Source organism: Saccharibacillus sp. O23 (assembly GCF_002205895.1).
GTDB lineage: Bacteria > Bacillota > Bacilli > Paenibacillales > Paenibacillaceae > Saccharibacillus.
On record NZ_NJDE01000002.1, the window covers coordinates 125,971 to 141,293 of the forward strand.

Below are 15,323 nucleotides of genomic sequence, written 5' to 3' on the forward strand. Positions count from 1 at the left end.
TCTCGAGTCCGTTTACTGCCGAATGCGTTCGGGTATGTGTGACTAGGACGTGTTCGACGCGCTGATGGCGCATATTCCCGAACGAAAGGATGAAGCTTATGGAATATCGGAACGAAGGACCGGGCAGAGGACCTCGGCAGGGGAAAGGCAGCCGACTGGGGTACTTTCTGTCCAGCTTGACGGGCCTGGTGATCGGGGCGCTGCTGGTGGCGTTGATTCTGCCGCGTACGGGACTATGGGAGAACGATACGACGAAGCCGGCCGAAGCGCCGGCAGCCTCGCAGCAAGAACAGCAGCAGACGACGGCGCAGCCGGTGTCCAATACCGCCGACGGTCGGGAGCCGTCGCAGGCGGAGACCGCTTCGCTTGCCGCCGGCGGCGTCATGGACGTCTCGGGCGTCGTCGAAGAGCTCGGCGGAGCCGTCGTGGGCATCACGAACATTCAGAGCCGCGGCGGAGGCGGCATGTTCATGACGCCTTCGAGCGAAGACGGCGTCCCGGTAGGCACCGGGTCCGGGGTGATCTATAAGAAAGAAGGCGATCTGGCTTACATCGTCACCAACAATCATGTGGTCGCGGGCGCTAATCAGCTCGAAGTTACGCTCGCGGACGGTACCGACGTGCAGGGCAAATTGGTCGGTACGGATGTCTGGACGGATCTGGCCGTGGTCACGATGGAGGCTTCGGCGGCCGAAACCGTAGTCGAATTCGGCGATTCGTCCAAGCTCAAAGCCGGACAGCCGGTAATCGCGATCGGCAACCCGCTCGGACTGGAATTCGCGGGTTCCGTCACGACAGGCGTCGTATCGGGACTGGAGCGCGTCGTGCCGGTCGACGTCGACGAAGACGGCACGCCGGATTTCCAATCCGAAGCGATCCAGACCGACGCGGCGATCAACCCGGGCAACAGCGGAGGAGCGCTGCTCGATCTATCGGGCAAGCTGATCGGGATCAACTCCGCGAAGATCAGCACGGATACGGTCGAAGGCATCGGTCTGGCGATTCCGATCAACGTCGCGGTCCCGATCATCGAGCAGCTCGAAGCGAACGGCGAAGTGCATCGGGCGACGATCGGCGTAACGACGGTGGATCTGGCGGCGATTCCGTCGGCTTATTATCAATCGGATCTGCGGCTTCCCGCCGAGGTGACCGAGGGAGCGATCGTGCAGCGCGTACTGCCGAATTCGGCGGCTTCCCGAGCGGGACTGCGCCAGTTGGACGTGATCACGGAAGTCGACGGCCAGGCGATCGGAAGTTCGGGCGACTTGAGGCAGTATCTGTTTACGGAGAAGAAAGTCGGCGACGACTTGACCATTACGTTCTACCGCAACGGGCAGCGGCAGCAGGCGACTTTGTCGTTGACCGACAATCTGCAAATTTAATCGTCTTTTCGATCGGGAGGAAGCGGAATCAAGAGTCTGCGCGCGGGCGTCATGCGATGCGCAGGCTCTTTTTCGATTCATGAAGTAAGCGTTTACTTAAAAGTCCGCCAAGAGTAAAATAGAGATAGGTTCGCAACTCTATAGAAAGAAGGAGACAAAGATGAAGGTACGGGACTTTATGATCAAAGACGTGCATACGGTGAATCAGAACGCGAAGGTCGCTGACGTTTTGGAGTTATTCGTCGCCAAACGCATCAACGGAGCGCCTGTCGTCGACGCGTCGGGCAAGCTTGCGGGAATGGTCAGCGATGGCGATATTTTGCGCTATATGAACCCGAACCGGCAGACGGTCTACGATATGTTCAGCTACGTCTTCGTCAGCCCGCCCGAGGAACTGAGCGAAGCGATGGCGTACAAAGCAGGCACTCAAGCGGGCAAGATCATGAAGAAGAACGTCCAATACGTCTCGCCGGATCAGGATCTGGAAGAAGCGCTCGGCATTCTCGCCAAACATCATTTCAAGAAACTGCCTGTGATCAACGATAAAAAAGAAGTCGTCGGCGTCATCAGCCGAGGCGATCTGCTGAAGCAGCTTGCCGTACGCCTCAACGAATTGAACGCGAAGCCGGTCGGCCGATAACGTCAACCCGAAGTTTCCGCCGCCAGCGCCCGTCCTTATAGATCGCTTTTCGAAAACCCGTACCGCTCGCGCGAAAGAGAGGCGAACGATGCGGGCTTTTCGGCATGCCTTTACACGGATTTTACACAGCCTTGACGCTTGCTTGGTCTCGGGGTGTTACGATAGACCCATAGAGATGCTCGAATGCAACTTCCGGCCTCGATTCTACGCATAATTCAGGTGAAAAACATGAAATTTCCGCTTTTGACGCCCGGGAAGCCTTCGATCTTCGGCGATTTGTTCGAGGTTGTCGCTTCTTCGATCCGGACGTACGGCAAATCGCGAGAATTGCAAAAGATCATCAAAGAGCGCAAACTGTCCACCTTTTTTCAACCGATCTTGAATCTTCAAGACGAGAGCTGCCTCGGCTACGAGGTGCTGAACCGTCCGCCCGCGTCGAACCGGTTTGCCGGTACGGAAGACTTCTACGATTATCTGGGCCGGACCGACCGGGTGTTCGAATTCGAACGGTACTGTCGGGAGACCTCGATCGAACGATTCGAGCACGCGCGCAGGCGCATGCAGCTCCCGGGAGAGATTCCGGGCGACGTGGTGTTTATCAACGTGCATCCGTTGGTGCTGGCCGATACGTCTTACCGCAGCGGAGAAACCGTGCGTCTGCTCAAGCGGTACGGCCTGCCGCCCGAACGGGTCGTTTTCGAGTTGACCGAAAAACAGGCCGTCAGCGATTACGCGGAATTCGAACGGGTGCTGTCGCATTATCGGGATCAAGGATTTCGGATCGCCGTCGACGATGCCGGGTCCGGTTACAGCAGCCTTAAGACGATCGTCAGCTTGAAACCGGAGTTTATCAAGCTCGACAAGTCGTTGATTCGGGATTTGCATTTGCACGAAGACCGTCGGCGAATGGTCAAGCTGCTGCAAGAATTTGCCGCCGGATCGGGAACCTCCATTATCGCGGAAGGGATCGAAAGCCGGGCGGAAGCGGAATTTTTGCGAAGCGAAGGCATCGAATACGGGCAGGGCTACGCGCTCGGACGTCCCGCGCCCGAACTTCGGCCGGCGAGATTTCCTTGCGAGGAAGGGACGGCTGAACCGGAAACGGAAAAGTCCGTTCATTTATCCGCGTCCGCCGCTATCAATCCTAGTGAGCTGACCGCACTAAATCTAAGGTTTGAGTCCTTCGGAAACACGCACGGTTCAAGCGGGTTTTCGAAGGGCGAAACCTAACCTCTTAAGCGGTCAGCTTAGGAGATGCCGTTTCGCTTGAAGGCGTCCGCAGGTCGTCTATCCGACATCGAAAGGGGGTGCAGCGGTTGCTGACCCAAATCGGCGAGATCGCGGAAGAAATTCCGGTTGTCGAAGCGCATACCAAATGCGAAGCCGTCGACGAGTTATTCAAAAGAAATCCCAAACTTGAAGGACTGGCGATCGCCTGCGAAGACGGAAGCGCCGCGCTGATGATGCGTATCCAGTTCTATCAGCAGATCGGGACAAGGTACGGCTACACGCTGTTCATGAACCGCCCGGTCGGCGTCATGTCGAATTCGCGGCCGCTGCTGGTCGACGAAGCGGAATTGATTACCGACGTGAGCATCCAAGCGATGAACCGGCCGGAACAAGAACTGTACGATCTGGTGTTGGTCAGCGGCGGCGGCCGCCTTCGCGGAGCCGTCACGGTAAGGAAGCTGCTGCTGTCCGTCGCCGACGTGCGCACGCAGATGGCGACTTTCATGAATCCGCTGACCGGGCTGCCCGGCAACCGGATCATCGAAGACCGCCTGAACCAGACGTTGGGATTGGAAAAATTCAGCGTGCTCTATATCGATCTGGATCAATTCAAATCGTACAACGACGGTTACGGCTTCAAACAGGGAGATCTGCTGCTTCAGGCGACGGCGAACCTGCTCAGCGGCATTTTCAATCAATCGGACACGTTCTTCGGCCATATCGGCGGAGACGATTATATCGCCATCTTGCACCATCACGATTACGAAGAAGCGTGCAGCCGCGCGATCTTCGAGTTCGAGCGCTTAAAGCGCGACTTCTATCGGAGCGAAGATCTGACGCGCGGCGCGGTCGCGGGCGAGAACCGTTACGGCAGCCGAGGTTTGATTCCGCTCGTGTCGCTGTCGATCGCGGTCGTCACCAACCGAAGCCGGCATTACGAGACGATCGACGAAGTCGTGGAAGAATCGGCCCGCATCAAGAAGCGCTGCAAAGCCGTGCAGGGCAGCATCGTGTTCGCGGACGGACAAACGGCGGCTTGCATGGGGTTGTAAACGCCGGAATAAGCCCACACAAAATCGGATACGCAATCGGCCGGTCGTCGAAAAGCGACCGGTTTTTTTTGGCGTTCTCGCCTTTTTTTTCGGTTTCTTTCGAATTTCTTTCGTTTTTCCGCTGGCGTTTGTTTAGAAGCGTTACCTACAATCAAGATATCGCGTTGATAAAGACGGATACATAGACGGTTTGCAGAACGGAAACGGAGGAAGATTGTGGTTATGGCTTATCGAATCTTGGTCGTGGAAGACGACAAAGAAATTCTGGAAGGGGTCTGCATCTATCTGCGGAATCAGGGATACGAAGTGCTGCGAGCGGCAGACGGAGTGGAAGGGCTGGAACAGCTTGAGCGCGAAGAGGTGCATCTGGCTGTAGTGGACGTGATGATGCCGCGTATGGACGGGATCGCGATGACGATGAAATTGAGGGAAAAGCATGATTTCCCGGTTATTTTCCTGAGCGCCAAATCCGAAGAGATCGATAAAGTAGCAGGGCTGAATATCGGCGGAGACGATTACGTCGCCAAGCCGTTCGCCCCGATGGAGCTGCTGGCGCGCGTCAATTCGCAGCTTCGGCGGTATGCGCGTTATCTCTCGGTCATCTCGTCGCAGGAAAACCGACCGGGACGTTTCGCCGTAGGCGGATTGGAGTTGGACGAAGAAACGGTGGAAGTCTGGGTAGACGAATCGCCCGTTCGGCTCACGCCGATGGAATTCAAAATTCTGCATCTGCTGATCCGTCATCCGGGGCGGGTGTTCTCGGCGGACGAGATCTACGAACGGATCTGGAACGAACGCGCCGTCTCCACGGAGACGATCATGGTCCATATTCGCAATATTCGGGAGAAGATCGAGATCAATCCCAAAAATCCGAAGTATCTCAAAGTCGTATGGGGAGTGGGGTATAAAATTGAAAAACAATGAACAATCGATAACGGAACAACTGCGGAAAAATGATTTTACCAAAGCAAGGTCGAAGCGGAACGGCAGCGCTGTTTCCGGATTTCCGCCTTGGGCAGTTAGACTGCTGCTGCTGGCCGTGATCGCTTCGACGGTGCTGCTCTGCTATCCGATGCTGCTAAAGCAAGCTTACCTATCGGCCAAACAGGAGAGCCATGAATTAAATATGACGATATCTCAGCGAAACGTGTTTATCGACCGATTGGTACGAACAAACTACGCGATGCCCATGCTGTTCTTTGAACCTTACGGCTACGGCTATTCGGCCTCGGATTTCTATCTGCCGGGCGGCCAACAAGCTTATCATAGCGATGGCAGCTTCAAGAATGAAGCATTTAAGAAGCGCTTTAACGAAATTGTGGCCGCGTGGAATGACGGCGTCTCTTGGTTAACGGGCGATTACCGGATGGACTATTTAGTTTACGAACACTCGACGGAACAATTTTCGACGAACAATCTGAACGGCCTGGAGCAGTTGGCCAAGCAGGTTCCCGACGAACGGGGAATGATGGACAAATATGCTTTTTACGCTGTAGTCAATTATCGATACGATGGACTTATGCAAATTCCTGTTTGGTATGGAATGGACGAGAATCTCAAGAACAAATTGCTGCTCGACAGCATGAATCGGATTGCTTTTTTTGAAGACATAGGAAGCATACGGCCCTATGTCAATGATACGGAAATCTTCCGCCCGTCGCTCTCCATGGTCGAGGCGCCGCACGGTTTTACGATGGTGTACGCTCTCCCCAGAGACGTTTACAGCAATCCCGGCAGTATGGAAAGAATCAAAAGCAACGCGTTTTTGGATTCGGGATTTGTTCCGCTGTCGGCGGCGGCCTTGGGCGGCGCAGCGTTGGTCGGAATTCCTGCTTTCAAGCGCAAGCGACGCGAAGAGCTTGCCGAGATCGATTTTGACGGAAACGAACATCGTTCGACCGGACGATTCGCCAAGGTTCCGATCGAACTCTGGTTAATCGGAGCTATCCTACCACTCTTCTTTTATAAAAAAATTGCAGGTTGGTCGTATGATGTGGCGCAAGGCGAGCCGGGAACGTCCGGTTTCGGTCCGCATCTGCAAGCTTGGCTGTGCGGGTTGGCTATCTTGATCTGTTGGTGCGGATTATCCCGGTTCCTCGTATCGGCAGTCGCCGAAAAAGCCGCTCCCGCTTTCAACAGAGGAAGTCTGATCGTTTTCGTTGTCGAGCGGACAGGCCGTGTTGTTACCCGATGGTTCTGCTGGCTCCATATGTTCGATCCTTCGGATCGTACCGATCGATCGCTGACCAAAGTGCTGCTCGTGCATTTCGGCGTCGTGAGCGCAATCGTTGTACTGGCTGCCGAGATCCGGTATTATGCGCTATTTGCTCTCGTTCCTTACCTGCTGGCCATAACATACCGGATCAAAAAAGACAAAGACCGTATCGTCAAAGCATATGACCTCCTGTTTACTTCCGTACAGAGTATGGCAAAAGGCAACTTGGACGCGCGCATCGAAGAAAATCTGGGCGTATTCGAGCCGATGAAACAGGAAATTCTGCATATCGGCGAAGGCTTCAAACATGCGGTCGAAGAAGAAACGAAAAGTCAACGGATGAAAAGCGAACTGGTGACCAATGTTTCGCATGATCTCAAAACGCCGGTCACGGCGATTCTCACTTATGTCGATCTGCTTCGTCAGGCCGATCTGCCGGACGAAGAACGACGCGCCTACATCGAAGTGCTTAGCGGCAAATCGCAGCGGCTCAGCCGATTGATCGAAGATTTGTTCGAGTATACGCGGGCTTCCAGCGGGAACGCCCTTATAGCTCCGGTCGAGATCGATCTAGGCGAGCTGCTCAAGCAGTCCCGGCTCGAAGCGGAAGAAAAGCTGGTCGAAAACGGCATACAGATTCGTTTCTCGCTGCCTGATCATAAAGTCGTGCTGCCGCTCGACAGCGAGAAGACGTTTCGGATTTTCGAAAACTTGTATCTAAATATCGCCAAATACGCGATGCCGGGTTCCCGCGCGTATATTCAACTGGAAGACGACGGGCGGGAAGCAAAAGTCTCGTTCAAGAACATGTCTGCCGCCGAACTCGATTTCAAGCCGGAGGAGATCGTGGAACGATTCGCGCGCGGCGACCGTTCGCGTCATACGGAAGGTTCGGGTCTGGGACTGGCGATTGCCAAAAGTCTGGTCGAGCTGCAAGGCGGAATCTTCGCCGTCGAACTCGACGGAGACTTGTTCAAAGCGGTGATCAGATGGCCGCGAAGATACGGAGGAACCGACGAACTGCGCGCCGCTGAATAAGCGCCGAAGCTGTCGCGTGAAGTCTTCGATTTCAGCTTCGGGATTTGATTTTTCGGATTCGGTGCTTGGATTCAGAAAACAAAAAAGAGTTCTTCGCTTAGGCGGAGAACTCTTTTTATATGCATGGATCTAGGCGAACGGATGCCAAAAATCAGGAGAAGGCAGAGTCCGCCGCATTCAACCGCTCATTTACCCGCTCCGCATCTTCCCCGGTCATCAGCCCGATCAGCGTCAAGAGCATCTGCGACATCCATTTCTTGGGATGCAGCAGAAGCTGAAGATGGAATTTCAGATCCGGATGTTCGAACGGGACGGCGGCGAGCGTGCCGCGTTTCAGTTCTTCCTCGACGGCGATCTGCGGCAGGAGCGCGATGCCGAGACCGTTCATGACGCAGTGTTTGATCGCTTCCAGGCTGCCGAGTTCGAAGCCGATGCGGTACGAGACGTGATTCTCGCGCAGCACTTTCTCGAACGTGCTGCGATACAGGCAGCTTCCTTCGGATACGATCAGCTCGCAGCCGCTTAACCGGTCGATCGGCACGCTCGCGTCGGAAACGCCCGCGGTCAGCGCATGACCGGGCGGGGCGATCAGCACCAGCGGTTCTTCGCGCACCGTGATGCAGCGTAGCGCCGGATCGGCCGGTTTGCGGTCGAGCAGCAGCGCGAGGTCGTATTCGCCTTCTTTGAGCTTCAGCACCAGATTGCTTTCGCTGTCGGGCATCATCTGGATGCCGATGCCCGGATGTTTCGAGCGAAGCTGCTGCAAATAAGGGGGGAGATAATAAGCGGCCAGCGAATCGATGGTCCCGATGGTGACCGCCCCGTCGAGCTGCTTGCCGATCGCTTCTTTGGATTCGTCGTACAGTTCGAGCATCTGCACCGCCAGCTTGAGCAGCGCTTCGCCCGGCGGCGTCAGCCGAAGCTGCCGTCCGTAACGCTCGAACAAAGCTACGCCGTATTCGCGTTCCAACTTCTGCATCTGCATGGTGACGCTGGATTGGGCATATCCCAATTCTTCGGCCGCGCGGGTAAAACTTTGTCTGCGCGCCACTTCCCGGAACGTGCGGAGATAGGTCAATTCCATCTTTTCGGCTCCCGTATCAGAATGAATATCATTGAATTTCGACAATCCATCAAAAACTTTGATGCTTTGTATCATTTATTATAGCTAACGCTGATGCAATTTTCCATGATAAAGTAGAGCTAACAAAAGTCTGCTGGGAGGACACCCTATGTTAACCGAACAACAGCTGCACGGTATTTATCTGCCCGTCGTGACCCCGTTCCTGCCGGGAGGGGAGCTTGATCTGGAATCGTTCCACAAGCTGTCGTCGTCGCTCGTCGCTCAAGGCATTCACGGGTTGGTCGTCAACGGGACGACCGGCGAATCCCCGACCGTCAATGCCGAAGAATTGAGCCTGCTGTCCGCCGCCGCCAAGTCCGCGATCGGAGCCGCGGAAGTTCCGCTGGTGCTCGGAACGGGCACGAACGATACGCGCGCTTCGGTCAAGAAGACGGAGCTGGCGGGCAAGCTGGGCGCGGATGCCGTGCTGGCCGTTGTTCCTTACTATAACAAGCCTTCCCAGCGCGGGATTATCGAACATTTCCGCAAGATCGCGGAGGTCGGACTGCCGGTCATCGTTTATGAAATTCCGGGCCGTACCGGAGTGAAGATGGAAGTCGACACCGTGCGCGAGATCATGGAAATGGAGAATATCGCCGGACTCAAAGACTGCTCGGGAAGCTGCGACCTGCTGCGCGAACTGCGCGCTTACGGTCCGTCGAAGCCGGTGCTGTGCGGCGACGACGCCAGTCTGCTCGAAGCGTTGGAAGTCGGAGCGGCCGGCGGCATGCTCGTTTCGGCGCATGTCCGCGCAGCCGAATTTTTGAATATTTACCGGAATTTCCGCGCCGGACGCTTCGACGAAGCGTATGCCGAATTCGAGCCGCTGCTGCCGCTGATCCGGTTAATGTTCGAAGAGCCGAACCCGGCGCCGGTCAAATGGCTGCTGTCCGAGGCAGGACAGATCGCCCACGGTACGCTGCGGCTGCCGATGGTGGAGATCGGCCAAGAACTGCGCGGCAGGCTGCTGCAAGCCGGCGTGCTGCCGGGCGACGCGCTGGCTTTGTAAGACCGGCGAAACCTCGGTCGAAGCCTTGTACGCGTTAGGTTTCGGCCCCGAAAATCTGCTTGAAACGTGCGTGTTTTCGAAGGACTCAAACCTTAGATTTAATGCGGTCAGCTTACTAGTCGTTAAAGGGTTCCGTACGTATCGGAGAGCCGTCAAACTTCCGCGATCGCGCGAAGGTTTGACGGCTTTTCGATTTGTGTCCGATCGTAGGCGATAAGTCCGCTTTCCGAATTTCGGGTTGACAGGCGGAGCATTGGGTCCTTATTCTTTTAGTGCGGAAAGGACGCATGGCTTCGGTTGTCCGTACAACCCTGACCGCGCGGATGACGGACGGAAATTTCGGACAGCTCGGATTGAAAGCGTTTCCTCCGAAATGCCGTTTCCCGATTCACTCCATACAGACGAGGATGAACGCAAACATGGCGAAAAAACAAGGAGTCAACCCGTATCTGCCTTCTTGGGAATACGTTCCCGACGGCGAACCTTACGTATTCGAAGGGCGCGTCTATGTGTACGGTTCGCATGATCGATTCAACGGGCATGTATTCTGCTTGAACGATTACGTATGCTGGTCGGCGCCGGAGAACGATCTGAGCGATTGGCGCTGCGAAGGCGTGGTCTACCGCAGCACCGACGATCCGCTCGATCCCGAAGGCCGCATGTGCTTGTACGCGCCGGACGTGACGGTCGGACCGGACGGCCGGTATTATCTGTATTACGTGCTGGACAAAGTCTCGGTCGTGTCGGTCGCCGTCAGCGACGCGCCGGGCGGGAAGTTCGAATTCTACGGCTACGTGCACGACGCCGAAGGCAAAAGGTTGGGCGAACGCGAAGGCGACGAACCGCAGTTCGACCCGGGCGTGCTGACCGAAGGCGACCGCACGTATCTGTATACCGGATTCTGCGCGAGAGGAGACCGTTCCCGTCACGGCGCGATGGCGACCGTGCTCGGTTCGGACATGCTGACGATCGTCGAAGAGCCGAACTTCGTTCTGCCGAGCGAACCGTACAGCGCGGGCAGCGGATTCGAAGGCTTCGAATTTTTCGAGGCGCCGTCTATCCGTAAACGGGGCGAGATCTATTATTTGGTCTATTCGTCGATATCCATGCACGAATTGTGTTACGCGACCAGCCTGCATCCGACCCGAGACTTTACATACGGCGGCGTGATCGTCAGCAACTGCGATCTGCATATCGATTCGTACAAACCGGCGGACAAGCCGATCTATTACGGCGGCAACAACCACGGCAGCATCGTCGAGATCGCCGGGGGCTGGCAGATCTTCTACCACCGGCACACGAACGGAACGGCGTTCTGCCGTCAAGGCTGCGCCGAGCCGATCCGGTTCGCGGAAGACGGTTCGATCCCGCAGGTCGAGATTACGACCAGCGGTCCGAACGGCGGTCCGCTCGAAGGCCGCGGCGAATATCCCGCTTATCTCGCCTGTCATCTTTTCCGCCGCGAAGACGCGATGTATACCGGCGGATTCGGTCCCGAAGGCGCTTGGATGGACGCGCGTTTCCCGAAAGTCACGCAGGACGGCCGGGACGGGGACGAAGAGGTCGGCTATATCGCCAATATGACCGAATCGTCGACGGCGGGGTTCAAATATTTCCGTTGCGAAGGCGTAAGCAGGGTCAAGATCAAGACCCGCGGCTACTGTCAGGGCGCTTTCGAAGTGAAAACGTCGTGGGACGGTCCGGCTCTCGGCAGCATCCCCGTACGTTCGACGAACGTCTGGGTCGAGTCCGAAGCGGAGATCGCCATCCCCGACGGCGTGCAGGCTTTGTATTTCACTTACGCCGGCACCGGCGGCCCGAGTTTGGCTTCGTTCACGCTCGCATAATCTTTTTCTCCGGGCTCTTTTCCTTCGGGAAAGGAGCTTTTTTCATGTCCGTAGCCGCTCGATATTAAAAAATGATAACGCTTTCTTGAGAATGTTGGCTTATGCCGCCCCTTACGCCGGTAGTAAGCTGAGATCAAGGAGGAGAGCGCATGGACTTGAATACGCAAGTAACGGAACCGAAGCTCGCCGGCAAGTCGGGCTCGCAATTTTGGAAGCGGTTTAAAAAGCAAGCGACGCTGCATGTCTTCGTCGGGATGGGCATGATCTTCTTGTTGATCTTCGCGTACACCCCGATGTTCGGCATCTTGATGGCCTTCAAAGATTATTCGATCTCCGACGGAATCGGCGGCATCTTCACCAGCGAATGGGTCGGCCTTCGGCATTTCGACGAGTTCGTGCACGATTACCAATTCGGCATGATCGTCCGCAATACGCTGGTCTTGAGCCTGCTCAAAGTGCTGTTCACGTTTCCGGCTCCGATCCTGCTGGCGATTCTGCTGAACGAAGTCAAGAGCACGGCTTTCAAAAGAGTCGTGCAGACGGTCAGCTATCTGCCGCATTTCATCTCGTGGGTCGTCGTGGTCGGCATCGCGTTCTCGCTGCTGTCCACCGATATCGGCATGGTGAACAAACTGCTGATGGGCCTCGGATGGATCGACAAACCGCTGGACATTCTGACCAATCCGAATTCGTTCTGGGGCCTTGCCGTCGGCAGCGCGGTCTGGAAAGAAGTCGGCTGGTGGACGATCATCTTCCTCGCTTCGATCGCCGGCATCAATCCTTCGCTGTACGAAGCGGCGCAGATCGACGGAGCGGGACGACTCGCCCGAATTCGGCATATCACGATTCCGGGCATGCAGGGAACGATCGTCGTCGTGCTGATCTTGACGATCGGCAGCATCTTGGGCGGCGGCATGGTCGGTTCCAACTTCGAACAGGCTTTCCTGCTCGGCAACAGCATCAATAACCCGACGTCCGAGATCGTGCAGACGTACGCGTTCAAGGTCGGACTCAAAGACGGACGCTTCTCCTACGCGGCGGCGATCGACCTGATCCAATCGGTCATCTCGGTCATCTTGATTTTCTCCAGCAACTTTATCGCCAAGCGGAGCTCGGGATCGAGCCTGTTCTAGAAAGGAGTAGAGCCATTGAACCTCGATCAAAGGCAAAAAGACCGCATCATGGATACTTTCGTCAACGTGACCTTGTTCATCATTATGCTGTCCATGCTGTATCCCTTTTATTACGTGCTGATCCTCTCGTTCAACAAAGGGACGGATTCGCTGCTCGGAAACGTCTACTTATGGCCCAGAAGCTTCACGTTCGAAAATTACGCCCAGTTCTTGAGCGATCCGGCTTGGTACAAAGCGTTTCTGGTCACGGTCGCGAGAACGGTGATCGGCACCGTGTCGGGCGTCCTGTTCACCTGTCTGGTCGCTTACGGATTGTCGCACGGCGATCTGCTGCTGCATAAGACGTATTTCACGATCATCATCTTCGCCATGTATTTCTCGGGCGGTCTGATTCCGTACTACGTGGTGCTGCGCTCGATCGGCCTGCTGAACTCGTTCGGCGTGTATATCGTGCCTTCGCTGCTGAACACCTTTTTCCTGTTGATCGCCATTTCCTTTTTCCGCGACATTCCGAGCGAACTCAAAGAATCGGCGCATATCGACGGAGCGCGGGAACTGGTCGTATTCTACAAGATCATCATTCCCGTATCCATGCCGCTGATCGCGACGATGGCGCTGTTTATCGGGGTCGGACAGTGGAACTCTTGGCTCGATTCGGCCTATTTCGTCCAATCGGAAGAACTGCGGACGCTGGCGTTCCGAATGATGGAAGTCATCAATCGCAGCAACGCCCCGATGGACGCGATCGCCGCCGCCAACAGCGCTTCCGCGGGCGTCACCAGTTATTCGCTGCAAGTCGCGGCGATGGTCATCTCGATCGCGCCGATCGTCTGCGTGTACCCGTTCTTGCAGAAATATTTTATTCAAGGCATCATGCTCGGATCGGTCAAAGGCTGAAGTTTCGCATCGGAATCTCTAACACGATATTAAGACGTCCGTCTTGATATATAATGATCACAAACGGAGGGGTTATAGAGGATGAGCGCAAAAACACGCAAAAAAATCTCGTTGTTGTCGATGGCCGGCGTGCTGGCGATCTCGCTGCTGTCCGCATGCGGTTCGGGCGGCGGAGACGGCAAAAATGCTTCGGGCGAAGTGCCCAAAGCGGAAGCCGACGCGAACGGAGTCAAAGAACTCTCGATCTTTATCGACGCGCCCTGGTATCCGGTCAAAGAATGGAAAGGCCCGGTCGCGGACAAGATCACCGAAAAAACCGGCATCAAGCTCAAAGTGACGGTGGCGACGGACGATAAGCAGCTTCCGCTGATGATCTCTTCCGGCGATCTGCCCGATCTGGTGTTCACGTACTCCAATATCGACCGCATGTCCGATTCCAAGCTGTCTTATCCGTGGAACGAGCTGATCGAGAAATACGCGCCGGACTTCAAGATCGACAAGACGCGGATCGCGATCCATACGATGGACGACGGCAATTTCTACACGGTCCGCAACTCGTTCGCCACGCAGGAAGAGATGGCGGCGAACAAATACGCGATCGGCAGCGACGGCAATCCGGGGATCGCGGTGCGCGAAGACATCATGAAAGAACTCGGCAACCCGCCGATCCGATCGACCGACGACTTCATGAAGGTATTGGGCATGGTCAAGTCGAAATATCCCGATATGATTCCGCTGATCATGGACAAAGATTGGCTGGAGCAGTATTTCCTGCAGCAGTTCGGCGTCGAAGCGCTGCTTGACGGTTGGTACGAACATGACGGCAAAGTCGATTACGCGATCCGTCAGCCGGAAATGCTCGAATTCTTCAAATTCATGAATGCGCTTTATCGGAACGGCTATATTCTGGGCGAGAACTTCGCGTACACCAACGATCAGATCGACGACCAATACGCGACCAGCGGCAAAGCGTTCGCCCACAGCCATACGGTCAGCGTGGCGGATACCGACAATATCAAGATCAAGAACAGCGGACAGTCCTACACGTTCAAGATGCTGCCGAGCGCGTTGTCCGACAAGACGAAGATCGTCAGCACGGGACTGGGCTTCGCGGGAACCTTTATCACGAAGAAAAACAAAGATCCGGAAGCGTCCATCAAGTTCCTGCAATATCTGGCGAGCGACGAAGGCAAAAAGCTGACGATGTTCGGCGTGGAAGGCGAGCACTGGACGTGGAACGACAAAGGGTACCCGAACCTGAAATACGATCCGTCCGATTCCGACTTCATTAACTCCAACGGCATCAAATGGTGGTATCTGTACAACGACGGCGTGACGGAAGGGCTGCAAGGTTACGTCGAAGGCACGCAGAAGACCAAAGCGCTGATGGAAAGAAAAGAAGTGACGGTCTACAAACCGCAGCTCGGCTTGATCCAGACCCAGCCGGATTCGCAGCAGAAAACGATCAAAACCAAAATCGACGAAATGATCAAAAATGAAAAAGTGAAAATCTATCTGGCGAAGTCGGAAGAAGAAGCGGTCGCCAATTACGAACAAATGATCAAAACGGCCGAGTCGATGGGCTTAAACGATCTGGTCGATTGGGCCAACCAAATTTATCAGGAGAAAAAAGGCTTGTTCGAATAAATTCGGGCAATCGGGAAGACGCCGGCGGAGAGGATCGTCTCTGCCGGGTTTTCTTCGTTAGCGGATCGGCATATCGAGGCGGGAAGAACGGAGGGGAACGACCCTGTGAG

Annotated in this window: 12 protein-coding genes; 11 read left to right on the plus strand and 1 reads right to left on the minus strand. The window is 55.5% G+C overall.

The features are described 5' to 3' along the window. Positions 1-98 precede the first annotated feature (98 nt). The 6 genes from CDO73_RS02110 to CDO73_RS02135 all read left to right on the plus strand — a co-directional run bounded on the left by CDO73_RS02110 (position 99) and on the right by CDO73_RS02135 (position 7,557). A complete protein-coding gene (locus CDO73_RS02110; RefSeq protein ID WP_088486842.1) occupies positions 99-1,382 on the plus strand; it encodes a S1C family serine protease in 1,284 nt (427 codons plus the stop codon). Between the two features lie 160 nt (positions 1,383-1,542). Beyond that, positions 1,543-2,022 (plus strand): CBS domain-containing protein, encoded by a 480-nt coding sequence (locus tag CDO73_RS02115; RefSeq protein WP_088486843.1) that lies wholly within the window; start codon positions 1,543-1,545, stop codon positions 2,020-2,022. Between the two features lie 228 nt (positions 2,023-2,250). Then, positions 2,251-3,252, plus strand: coding sequence for an EAL domain-containing protein (locus CDO73_RS02120; protein ID WP_088486844.1), 1,002 nt, complete (start codon positions 2,251-2,253; stop codon positions 3,250-3,252). A 77-nt stretch (positions 3,253-3,329) separates the two neighbouring features. After that, positions 3,330-4,304, plus strand: a complete 975-nt coding sequence (locus CDO73_RS02125; protein ID WP_256972521.1) for a GGDEF domain-containing protein — start codon at positions 3,330-3,332, stop codon at positions 4,302-4,304. Positions 4,305-4,526: 222 nt separating this feature from the next. Further along, entirely contained in the window at positions 4,527-5,228 is a 702-nt protein-coding gene (locus tag CDO73_RS02130) for a response regulator transcription factor (RefSeq protein ID WP_088486846.1), read from the plus strand. Continuing rightward, positions 5,215-7,557, plus strand: coding sequence for a sensor histidine kinase (locus tag CDO73_RS02135; RefSeq protein WP_088486847.1), 2,343 nt, complete (start codon positions 5,215-5,217; stop codon positions 7,555-7,557). Before CDO73_RS02130 ends, CDO73_RS02135 begins: the two co-directional genes overlap by 14 nt. 151 nt (positions 7,558-7,708) lie before the next feature. Here CDO73_RS02135 and CDO73_RS02140 read toward each other — a convergent pair whose 3' ends face one another. Beyond that, a complete protein-coding gene (locus CDO73_RS02140; protein WP_088486848.1) occupies positions 7,709-8,641 on the minus strand; it encodes a LysR family transcriptional regulator in 933 nt (310 codons plus the stop codon). 148 nt (positions 8,642-8,789) lie between these two features. Between CDO73_RS02140 and dapA the strand changes: the two genes are divergently transcribed. The 5 genes from dapA (at position 8,790) to CDO73_RS02165 (ending at position 15,213) form a co-directional block, all read left to right on the plus strand. Continuing rightward, positions 8,790-9,689: a 4-hydroxy-tetrahydrodipicolinate synthase gene (gene dapA, locus CDO73_RS02145; RefSeq protein WP_088486849.1), complete on the plus strand. Its 900-nt coding sequence runs from the start codon at positions 8,790-8,792 to the stop codon at positions 9,687-9,689. 419 nt (positions 9,690-10,108) lie between these two features. Then, on the plus strand, positions 10,109-11,536 hold the full coding sequence (locus CDO73_RS02150; RefSeq protein WP_088487216.1) for a family 43 glycosylhydrolase: 1,428 nt from the start codon (positions 10,109-10,111) through the stop codon (positions 11,534-11,536). A 149-nt stretch (positions 11,537-11,685) separates the two neighbouring features. Continuing rightward, a complete protein-coding gene (locus CDO73_RS02155) occupies positions 11,686-12,669 on the plus strand; it encodes an ABC transporter permease (protein ID WP_088486850.1) in 984 nt (327 codons plus the stop codon). A 15-nt stretch (positions 12,670-12,684) separates the two neighbouring features. Beyond that, the gene (locus CDO73_RS02160; protein WP_088486851.1) at positions 12,685-13,566 is read left to right on the plus strand and encodes a carbohydrate ABC transporter permease; all 882 of its coding nucleotides are present in this window, start codon (positions 12,685-12,687) and stop codon (positions 13,564-13,566) included. An 81-nt stretch (positions 13,567-13,647) separates the two neighbouring features. Next, complete coding sequence (locus CDO73_RS02165; protein ID WP_088486852.1) at positions 13,648-15,213, plus strand: extracellular solute-binding protein; 1,566 nt, start codon at positions 13,648-13,650, stop codon at positions 15,211-15,213. Positions 15,214-15,323 lie beyond the last annotated feature (110 nt).